Below are 10,316 nucleotides of genomic sequence, written 5' to 3' on the forward strand. Positions count from 1 at the left end.
AAACATGACTAAAAAAGACAAAACCGGACGAAATGGCATCCTGGACCTCGGCCCAGTGCCTTTCTGAGCCCGTCGCGCCTTCCCAGGGCACCTGCTTCTTCCGGCCCGGACAGGTGGAAGCCGGACACCGCGCTCCCCCGGGAAGCCTGACCGCAGGCGAACGCGTGCCGGTAGCGCTGGATCCGGACATGTGAGCTTGGACGCCGTACTGGGAGCGACGGTCGGAACGCGCGCCGGGAAGCCGTCTCGAAACGTCCATCAGCGACCGCAGTGGAAACGACCAGGAAAGCCCAACCGCCGTGGAAACGGCCAGAAGGCCGCTGCGGGAGCTGCCAGGAACACTGCGGAGCCCGTCAGAAACCGCTGCGGGAGCTACCGGAAACCACCGCGGGATCCGTCAGGACCGTTGCGGGAGCTACCAGGGAGCGCTGTGATGACCGTCAGGAACCACTATGGGAGCTGTCAGGAGCCGCCGTGGGAGAGGAACTCCGCGTAGAACAGGCCGAGGCCGAACGCCACGGCCAGGCCGGAGACGATCCAGAAGCGGATGATGACCGTGGTCTCGGGCCACTCTGCCAGCTCGAAGTGATGATGGATCGGCGCCATGTTGAAGACACGCTTCCGGGTGGCCTTGAAGAAGGCAACCTGAAGGATCACCGACAGCGTCTCGACGACGAACAGCCCGCCGAGGACGAACAGCAGCAGCTCCGTCCGGCTGACGATGGCGATGCTCGCGAACGCGCCACCGAGAGCCAGGGAGCCGGTGTCGCCCATGAATATCTTCGCGGGGCTGGCGTTCCACCACAGGAAACCGAAACAGGCGCCCATGGCCGCCGCCGCCACCAGCGCGACGTCGAGCGGGTCCCGGACCAGGTAGCATCCCGGGCCGCCGGCGCCCGGCTCGCACAGGTTGCCGAACTGCCAGAAGGAGATCACCACGTAGGCGCCGAACACCATCGCCGAGGTGCCGGCGGCCAGCCCGTCCAGCCCGTCGGTGAGGTTCACCGCGTTCGACGTCGCCGCGATGATGATCCAGGCCAGCAGGGGGAAGCCGACCAGGCCGATCGAGATGTCGGTGTCCCGGACGATCGAGACGAACGTCGACCCCGGCAGCAGCCCTTCGGCGTTCTTGAAACGGACGGCCAGCAGCCCGAACGCCAGCGCCACCGCGGCCTGCCCGGCGAACTTGGTGCGGGCGGTGAGCCCGAGGCTACGCTGCTTACGGATCTTGATGTAGTCGTCGAGGAAGCCGACCACGCCAAGACCGGTCATGACCATCAGGACGAGCAGCCCGGACGCGGTGAAGCCCTTCATCGTGACGATATGCGCGATGAAGTACCCGGCCAGCGTCGCGAGGATGATGACCGTCCCGCCCATGGTGGGCGTGCCCCGCTTGGTGAGGTGGCTGGACGGCCCGTCCTCACGGATCTCCTGACCGTAACCCTGCCGGCGGAACAGCCGGATCACCGATGGTGTCCCCAGCAGCGACACCACAAGGGCCACCATCGCGGCGACCAGTACACCTCTCACCCGTTCGCACCCCACTCGCCGGGTGCGGCGCCCAGGGGTGGTGTGACACCCAGGGAGACAGCACCCGACGTCAACTCGCTCGCGACCCGCTCCAACCCGAATGCGCGGGATGCCTTGACCAGTACCACATCGCCCGGTACCAGCCGCTCCCGCAGCAGCGTGCACGCCTGCTCGACGTCGGCGACCCACACCGACTCCCCCGACCAGGAGCCCTCCAGCGACGCTCCGAGATGTATCCGGCGCGCCCGCGCGCCGACCGCCACCAGCTGCTCCACCCCGAGGCGGACGACAAGCCGGCCGAGGGCGTCGTGCTCGTCGTCGGCGCTCACGCCGAGCTCCTCCATGCCGCCGAGGACCGCCCAGGCCCGCCGGCCGCCCCGGCTGAGGTCGACCAGCGTCTTCAACGCGGCCCGCATGGACTCGGGGTTGGCGTTGTAGGCGTCGTTGACAACGGTGACGCCGGTGTCGGTCACCGTCACCTCCATCCGCCAGCGGCTGCGCGCCCGGGCCCGGGACAGCACCTCGGCCGTCCGCGCGGGCGACAGGCCCAGACGGATCGCGACCGCGGCGGCGGCCAGCGCGCTGCCGACCTGGTGCTCGCCGACAAGGGTGAGCGCGACCGGGTGCCGCTCACCGGCGGCCACCAGGTCGAAGCGGGCACGGCCGTCGTCACCGACCCGCACGTCGTGCGCCCGCACGTCCGCCCGTTCCCCCTCACCAAAAGTGAGCACCTCGCCGCGGGCGCGGACGGCCATCCCGGCGACCAGCGGGTCGTCGGCGTTGAGGACGACAGCCTCGGAGGCCGCCTCGGCCAGTTCGCCCTTGGCCCGCGCGATACCGGCCCGCCCGTCGGCGTACTGGCCGAGATGCGCCGAACCGACGTTGAGCACCACCCCGATCCGCGGCCGGGCCAGCTCGCACAGGGCGGCGATGTGGCCGAGGCCGCGGGCGCCCATCTCCAGCACGGCGAACCTGGTGGCCGGCTCGATGCGCGTGACGGTCAGCGGCAGGCCGATCTCGTTGTTGAACGAGCCGGCGGCGGCGACGGTCGGCCCGAGCTCACCGAGCAGGTCGGCGAGCAGGTCCTTGGTGGTGGTCTTGCCCGCCGAACCGGTCACCGCCACCACGGTCGCCGACGACCGGGTACGCACCTGCGCGGCGAGCGCGGCCAGCGCGGCGACCGGATCGGCGACCACCACCGCGGGCACGCCCACCGGCCGGGCCGCGAGCACCGCCGCCGCGCCGGCACCTACCGCCGCGGCGGCGAAGTCGTGGCCGTCGACCCGCTCCCCGGCCACCGCGACGAACAGCGCGCCGGCGGTGACCTGGCGCGAGTCGATGACGACGCTGGTCACGGCGGCGTCAGGATCATCCACGGCGTCCAGCCGGCCGCCGCAGGCCACCGCGACCTCGCGCAGGGTCAGCGTCATCACCGTCGGACGCCCCTCACGCCGAATGCCGGCGCGACACGGGACGCCACCCGGCCAGCTCCGCCCGCAGCACGTCACGGTCGTCGAAGGGGGTCACCACGCCGGCCTGCTCCTGACCGGTCTCGTGCCCCTTGCCGGCCAGCACGACCGCGTCTCCCGGCTGGGCGAGGCCCACCGCGAGGCGGATCGCCGCGGCCCGGTCCGGCTCCACCATGACACGGCCCCGGGCGCTGGGCGGCAGCGTCCCCACGCCGGTACACATCTGCGCGATGATCAATTCCGGATCCTCCGACCGGGGGTTGTCACTGGTGAAGATCGAAATATCGGCGCCGACGGCCGCGGCGGCGCCCATCAGCGGACGTTTGCGCCGGTCACGGTCACCCCCGCAGCCAAGCAGCACGATCACACGGCCGGGCACCAGCGGCCGCACGGTACGCAGCAGCGTCTGCACCGCGTCCGGTGTGTGCGCGTAGTCGACCAGGCCGAGGAACGGCTGGCCGGCGTCGACCCGTTCCATCCTGCCCGGCACCCCGGGCAGGCTCGCCAGCCCGGCCGCCGCCACCGGCGCGGGGACACCGGTGGCCACCAGCAGCGCCAGCGCCACCAGGGCGTTGCCGACGTTGAAGGCTCCGGGCAGCGCGATGCCCACCCGGACGTCCACGCCGTACGGGCCGAGCGCGCGGAAGACCGTCCCGCTGGGGCCGGCGGCGACGTCGACGGCACGCCAGTGCGCGTCGGCGGCCGTCCCGCAGGTGATCGCCCCCGGGACGGCCCCGGCGAGCTGGCGCCCCCACGGCGTGTCGATGTCGATGACGGACACCCCGGTCCGCTCGGGGGTGAACAGGGCGGCCTTGGCGGCGAAATAGTCCTCCATCGACGGGTGGAAGTCGAGATGGTCCTGGCTGAGGTTGGTGAACGCCGCCCCGGCGAACCGGATGCCGCCCACCCGGTGCAGGGCGACGGCATGGCTGGAGACCTCCATCGCCGCCGCGGTCACCCCACGCTCGGCCATGACCGCGAGCAGCGCCTGCAGGTCGGTGGCCTCCGGCGTGGTGCGCACCGAGGGGAGCACCGTGTCGGCCAGCCGCGTCTGCACCGTCCCGATCAGCCCGGTCGTGTGCCCGGCGGCCCGCAGCCCCGCCTCCAGCAGGTAGGCCACCGTCGTCTTGCCGTTGGTGCCGGTGACCCCGAGCAACGTCAGGGCCGTCGACGGTTCGCCGTACACCCGGGCCGCGACCGGCCCCAGCAGCGCCCGCGGGTCCGCGGCCACAAGCACCGGGACGTCGGCCACGCCCGCGCCGGCTGCCGTGTCCGCGCCGGCTGTGTCCGCATCAACGGCTGTGCCACCGCCAGCCACGTCCCCATCGTCACTACCAGCCGCGTCACTACCAGCCATGTCGCTACCGGCTACGTCCCTGCCGGCCGCGCTCCCACCAGCTACGTCCCTGCCAGCCGTGCCGCTACCGGCTACGTCCCTGCCAGCCGTGCTCCCAGCAGCCGTGCCGCTGCCAGCCGTGTCACTACCAGCCGTGCTCCCAGCAGCCGTGCCGGACGACCGGGCCGCCGCCATGATCTGGTCAGCCCCGGCCCGGTCGGTCAGCACGGCCACAGCCCCGGCCGCGATCGCCTGCCGGACGAAGGCGGCCCCGTGCACGCGCGCGCCGGGCAGGGCCGCGTAGAGGTCGCCAGGACGCACCGCCCGGGAGTCATGGGTGATCCCGCGGACGACTACACCCGCCACAGCACCGCCGGTCACCGTGAGGCCGTCGTATCCGACGGTCAGCTCGGTGAGCGCCCGTGCGGGCGGGGCGACCGGACGCAACACCGGTGAGGTCACGGCAACGACACTAGTAGCCGGCCCGCCGGGACCTGCGTCGGGTCACGACGGGCACGGCGGGTCAACGACCCGCGTCCAGATCGAGAACGAGCTTCGGCGGGCTCGTGCCGGACGGAGGCACGCCCAGCGTCGTCAGCGCGAAGGTCATCACCCGCTGGAACACCGGTGCGGCGACCGTCCCACCGAAGTGGCCGTCGCGGGGATTGTCCAGGACCACCTCGACGACCACCCTGGGCTGGTCGGCCGGGGCGAAACCCACGAACGACGCGACATAGCCGTCGTAGTGGCCGGAAGCGCCCACCCGCTGTGCCGTCCCGGTCTTGCCCGCCACCCGGTATCCGTCGATGGCCGCCAGCGGCGCGGTCCCCGAGTCGGTGGTCACCGACTCCAGCATCTGCGAGACCGTGGCCGCGGTGGCCGCGCTGACCACCCGGACGCCGGGCTGGCGGGGCGTGGTGCGCACGGCCCCGTCCGGGGAGATGGTGCTGTCCACCAGCCGGGGCGCGACCCGCACGCCCCCGTTGGCGATGGTGGCGTACACCGAGGCCATCTGGATCGCGGTCGCGGACATCCCCTGCCCGTAGGAGATCGTGGCCTCCTGCTGGACGTCCCACTCGGCGGCGGGCCGCAGGATGCCGGCGCTCTCCCCGGGGAAGCGCAGCGCGGTCCTGGCACCGAGGCCGAAGTCGCGCAGCGCGCTCTCCAGGCCGGCCGGGCCGAGCTTGCGCGCGATCTGGATCGTCCCGAGGTTGCTGGACCTGGCCAGCACCCCGGCCGCGGTCAGGTGCTCGACCCCGTGCGGCTCGGCGTCGGTGAAGGTCCGGCCCGCGATGCGCATGTTCGGCGGCACCGTCACCGGGGTCTCCGGCGTGATCAGGCCACGGTCGATCGCCGCGGCCATGGTGATGACCTTGTTGACGCTGCCCGGCTCGTAGACGTCCTGGGTGGCGCGGTTCTTCAGGGTGCCCGGATCGGCAGTGGCGACCTTGTTGGGGTCGTAGCCGGGCGCGTCCACCATCGCGAGGATGTCCCCGGTGTTCGGGACCATGACCACGACGCTGCCGCCGTCGGCCTGGGTCGTGCGCACGGCCTCGGCCAGCGCCTGCTGCGCGGCCCACTGGATGTCGCGGTCGAGGGTCAGCCGCACGCTCGACCCCGGCACCGGGTCGGACTCCCGGCTGGCCGCCGACGGGATCATCCGGCCGGCCGGGTCGACCTCGACCCGGCGCAGGCCGTCCGTCCCGCGCAGCACCCGGTCGTAGGCGCTCTCGATACCGCCACTGCCAACGATCACCTCGTTGTCACCGATCGTGGTGAACCCGACGACGTTGGACGCGAGTGCGCCGGACGGGTAGAGACGTCGGCGCTCCTCCAGGACGCCGATGCCGGGCAGCCTCAGGTCGGTCACGGCCTTGCCCACCGCCGGGTCCAGGCCCCGGGCCAGGTAGGCGAAACGTCCGCTGCCGGTAAGTTTCGGCTGCAGAGTGTCGGCGGGCACGCCGAGCAGCGGCGCGAGGGCGGCGGCCACCACCTTCGCGTCGGTGACGTTGTGCGGGTCGGCGTAGACCGCGCGCGCCTCGACGTCCTGCGCCAGCGTCGCTCCGCTACGGTCAGTGATGACACCGCGGACCGCGGGCAATGCCACCGTCCGCAACCGCTGCTGCTCGGCACGTTCGGCATAGGTGGACGCCTGGAACGCCTGCAGCTGGGTCAGCCGGCCGGCGAGCACGACCAGCGCCGCGCAGAGAACGACGACCGACACCCGCAGCCTGCGCCGCGGGCTGCCCAGCCGCATGGGCGGCCGGGGCGCGGCACCGCGCGGCGCGGCGGCGCGTGGCGCCGACCGGGCCGCGGGCCGGGCTGCCAGACGGGCCGACAGACGGGCTGAGGGATGAGCATCCGAAGGGTGGGCAACGGTGCCGCTCGGTCCGTCCGTCCGGCCGCGTGGTGCGGGCAGCTGGCGGCTGGCGGTACGGGTGGGCCGGCGTCCCCGGCGCTGGTCCGGCGACCGGCTCGGCCGCTGCCCGCCAACCCCGCCACGGTCCGGCTGGTGACCGCCCGTGTCGTAACCACCCGTGTCATAGACGTATCCGTCGATGTATCCGTCCTGGCCATGGGCGTATCCGTCGCGGCCGGACGCGCCGCCCCCGCGGTAGCCGTCGTCAGGGCGGCCGTAGCCGGAATAGCCGGAGCGGCCGTGACCGGAGCGACCGTGGTCGTCATAGTCGGAGTCGCCCTGGTCGTAGCCGGAGTAGCCGTCGTCAGGGCCGCCCCAGCGGCGGGGATCCCCGTGGACGGTACGGGAGGCGGAACCGGCGGCCGTGGCACGGTAGCCGTCCGGATCCGCATAGCCGGCCGCGAACCCACCGCGGCTGTCCTCGCGCTCATACCACTGATCAACAGTGTCATTACGAACAGGCGTGGAGGCTTTGCGTGACCGCGATCGGCCACGCGCGGCTCCACGGTGCACCGTGGAGCTCACTGGGCGCCCACGGCTGGCGACCCGCCCGCGACCGACGTGCCACCAGCGGGGCCACCCACGGCCGCTGACGCGCCACCACCCGGCGCGCCCGCTGCCGGCGCGGTTGCCGGCTGCGGGCCGCCAGGAGCCCCCGCGCCGCCGGCGCCCGCTGTGGCTCCGGAGCTCGTTGTGGCTCCGGCGCCCGCCGCGGCACCGGAGCCCGCCGCGGCACCAGACGCCGTCGCGGCACCGGCCGGCCGGCCCGGCGGTGGCACCACCACGACGGCAAAGCCGGCGGACGCCTCCGTACCGATCACTCTGGCACCGGGCGGGAGCGGGGCTCCGGCCGGCAGGTAGTGCGGGATGCCGCCGGGGACCATCCCGAGCTGGGCCGCCCGGGCGGCGAGGTTCGCCGGGTCGGACAGGTTGTCCAGCCGCATGGACAGCGCCTGCTGCTCGTCCATGAGATCGGACGAGTCCTGCCGCAGGTCGTGGACCTTGAACGCGCTCTGCGCGAGTGCCGTGTTGAGCAGCAGCAGGCACATCAGGCCGGCACCCATGAGCAGCATCAACAGGATGACGAAGGGCGCACGGGGAGCGCTGCCGCGCACGGAGGGCTGGCCGACACGCAACGGCGACGGCGCGGACGGCCGGCCCGGCCCGGACGCCCGCCGGCGCGACCGGTCCAGGAGCGGGGTGGCCGCCCGGCCCGCCGGCCCGCCGGCCCGCCGGCCCAGGGACGGGATCGGGATGGCGGTGTCGGCGTGTCCTCGGGCCGCCGCCGATGCGGGCACCGTGTCGTACACCGCGGCCGACGCCGCGTAGCCGCGGCGGTCGGCGCGGGCCGCCTGGTACGACGCGCGAGTGGGCGGCGTGGCCGCCTTCGCCCTGCCCCGGCCCTGTCGTGTCAGCAGGGGGGCCGGCGCGCTCATGCCGCACCTCCGGCTGTCCCGTTCGGGCCGGCCGGCCCGAACGTCCCGGCCGTCCTGACCGTCCCGGATATCCTGGACGTCCTGGAACTCCCATAAGCCCCAGACGTTCTGGAGGACCGGGAGGCCCCGGACGGCGGGGCTATCCGCTCGACGGCGCGCAGTTTCGCCGCGGAGGCCCGCGGGTTGGCCGCCACCTCGTCCGGGGACGACGTCTCCCCACCGCGGGTGAGCCAGCGCATCGTCGGCGCGGCATCCGGCGGGATCACGGGCAGGTCCGGCGGTACGTCAGGGCGTACCCGCGCGGCGAATGCCCGCTTGACCATGCGGTCCTCGAGCGAGTGGTAGGCAAGCACGACGAGTCTCCCCCCGACGGCGAGCGCGTCGAGGGCCGCCGGCAGCGCCCGGGCAAGCGCCTCGAGTTCGCCGTTCACCTCGATCCTCAACGCCTGGAATGTACGTTTTGCTGGATTTCCACCGTTACGACGTGTTGCGGCCGGAATGGTCCGGCGGACGAGATCGGCCAGGCGCGCCGAGGACACGAACGGCTCGCGGGCGCGTTCCGCGACCACGGCCGAGGCGATGCGGCGAGCGAAGCGTTCTTCTCCGTAGTGGCTGAGGACGCGGGTGAGCTCGGCGGCGTCGTAGGTGTTCACGACGTCCGCGGCGGTGCGGCCCCGGCTGGGGTCCATCCGCATGTCCAGGGGAGCGTCCCGGGAATAGCTGAATCCCCGCTCGTCGGAATCAAGCTGCAGCGAGGAGACGCCCAGGTCGAACAGCACACCGTGCACCTCGGTCAGACCGAGGGTGTCCAGGACGGCCGGCAGCTGGTCGTACACGGCGTGTACCAGGGTGACCTGGCCGGCCCGGTCGGCCAGCCGGGCGCGGCTGTGCTCCAGCGCCTGTGGATCACGGTCGAGACCGATCAGGCGGGCCGTCGGGCAGGCGTCGAGTAACGCGCTCGCATGACCGGCGAGGCCCACGGTGGCGTCGACCAGGACCACCTCGGGCCCGGGCAGGGCCGGCGCCAGCAGGCCAACGACACGGTCGGAGAGGACGGGGATGTGCGTGGCGTCCACCTCGACCTCCTCGAACGGTTTTGTGAACCTCGCGGCGGGGAAGATGCGGTTGACCCGCGATCACGCTTGGTGAAAACCGCGGTGTGCACGTACGGACGATGTGAGCAGGCGACGATGTGAGCAGACAAGGATGTGAGCAGACAATGTGAACGGATATGGCGGACCGGTCCTGTCGGCTGCGTGACAGCCGGCCGGATGACCGCCAGATACGCGGACAGGCGGGAACACGTGCGCCGGGCGGCCCGGTGCCACCATCGGCCCCGGGGCTCGGCATGTGCCCAGGTCCCGCCCCGCTCACGCCACCGGACACCGGGGAAGTGGCGTCCGGTATGGAGCGGGGGGAGACCTCGGCGCACACCTGATGCCCCGGGCCGCGGCGGCACAGAGATGGCACAGAGGCGACACAGGGGTGGCGCGAGGGCCGTCGACGCTGGTCGGTCGGCGCTCCCGGTCGGGTGTGGCTGCTGTGTCTGCCGCTGTGTCTGCCGCCGTGTCCGCCTCGGACGATGACGCTCGGGCAACGCTCAGATGACGCCGGGCAACACCTCCTCGGAAAGCGCGGCGAAGTTCTCCTCCTGGCCGGTCAGATAGGTCTCCCAGCGGGCCGCGTCCCAGATCTCCACCCGGGTGTTCGCGCCGTTGACGACGCACTCCCGGGTAAGTCCCGCATACGTGCGCAGGGCCGGCGGGATGGTGATCCGTCCCTGCCGGTCGGGAACATCGTCCGAAGCCGAGGAAAAGAAGACACGGCTGTAATCCCGTAGAGCTTTTGCCGTAACAGGCGCGGCCCGCAGGGAGTCACTGATCCGGGTGAACTCAGGCATGGGGAACACGTAGAGACAGCGTTCCTGCCCCTTGGTGATCACGAGCCCCCCTTCCAGCTCCTCGCGGAACTTCGCCGGCAGGGTGAGCCGGCCTTTGTCGTCGAGCCGGGGCGTGTGGCTGCCGAGGAACATCGGCGGCCTCCTCGCCCGTGCCCGAGAGGTTCATGGCCGTTCAAACCCCGCCCTGGTCAGCCTGACAGTGCCCCTGCCCCCCACTGCGCGCCAC

Annotated in this window: 8 protein-coding genes; 1 reads left to right on the forward strand and 7 read right to left on the reverse strand. The window is 72.6% G+C overall.

What is annotated here, in order from left to right; genetic code table 11:
* Positions 1–462: 462 nt before the first annotated feature.
* From mraY to AC5LUJ_RS11960, 4 genes are all read right to left on the reverse strand, one after another.
* The gene (gene mraY, locus AC5LUJ_RS11945; RefSeq protein WP_250285165.1) at positions 463–1,530 is read right to left on the reverse strand and encodes a phospho-N-acetylmuramoyl-pentapeptide-transferase; all 1,068 of its coding nucleotides are present in this window, start codon (positions 1,528–1,530) and stop codon (positions 463–465) included.
* Positions 1,527–2,963 carry a UDP-N-acetylmuramoyl-tripeptide--D-alanyl-D-alanine ligase gene (locus AC5LUJ_RS11950; protein WP_493464946.1) on the reverse strand — a complete coding sequence of 479 codons (1,437 nt, stop codon included), beginning with the start codon at positions 2,961–2,963 and terminating at the stop codon, positions 1,527–1,529. The genes mraY and AC5LUJ_RS11950 overlap by 4 nt, the downstream gene beginning before the upstream one ends.
* Before the next feature lie 13 nt (positions 2,964–2,976).
* On the reverse strand, positions 2,977–4,797 hold the full coding sequence (locus tag AC5LUJ_RS11955; RefSeq protein WP_250285167.1) for a UDP-N-acetylmuramoyl-L-alanyl-D-glutamate--2,6-diaminopimelate ligase: 1,821 nt from the start codon (positions 4,795–4,797) through the stop codon (positions 2,977–2,979).
* Positions 4,798–4,858: 61 nt separating this feature from the next.
* On the reverse strand, positions 4,859–6,592 hold the full coding sequence (locus tag AC5LUJ_RS11960; RefSeq protein ID WP_493464947.1) for a peptidoglycan D,D-transpeptidase FtsI family protein: 1,734 nt from the start codon (positions 6,590–6,592) through the stop codon (positions 4,859–4,861).
* Between the two features lie 255 nt (positions 6,593–6,847).
* Between AC5LUJ_RS11960 and AC5LUJ_RS11965 the strand changes: the two genes are divergently transcribed.
* The gene (locus tag AC5LUJ_RS11965) at positions 6,848–7,234 is read left to right on the forward strand and encodes a hypothetical protein (protein ID WP_493464948.1); all 387 of its coding nucleotides are present in this window, start codon (positions 6,848–6,850) and stop codon (positions 7,232–7,234) included.
* Positions 7,235–7,275: 41 nt separating this feature from the next.
* Here AC5LUJ_RS11965 and ftsL read toward each other — a convergent pair whose 3' ends face one another.
* From ftsL to mraZ, 3 genes are all read right to left on the reverse strand, one after another.
* Entirely contained in the window at positions 7,276–8,190 is a 915-nt protein-coding gene (ftsL, locus tag AC5LUJ_RS11970; protein ID WP_493464949.1) for a cell division protein FtsL, read from the reverse strand.
* On the reverse strand, positions 8,187–9,266 hold the full coding sequence (gene rsmH / locus AC5LUJ_RS11975) for a 16S rRNA (cytosine(1402)-N(4))-methyltransferase RsmH (protein WP_250286482.1): 1,080 nt from the start codon (positions 9,264–9,266) through the stop codon (positions 8,187–8,189). Before rsmH ends, ftsL begins: the two co-directional genes overlap by 4 nt.
* A gap of 524 nt (positions 9,267–9,790) precedes the next feature.
* On the reverse strand, positions 9,791–10,222 hold the full coding sequence (mraZ, locus tag AC5LUJ_RS11980; protein WP_250286484.1) for a division/cell wall cluster transcriptional repressor MraZ: 432 nt from the start codon (positions 10,220–10,222) through the stop codon (positions 9,791–9,793).
* Between the last annotated feature and the right edge of the window lie 94 nt (positions 10,223–10,316).

This window comes from Protofrankia sp. CiP1_Cm_nod3 (genome assembly GCF_982290655.1).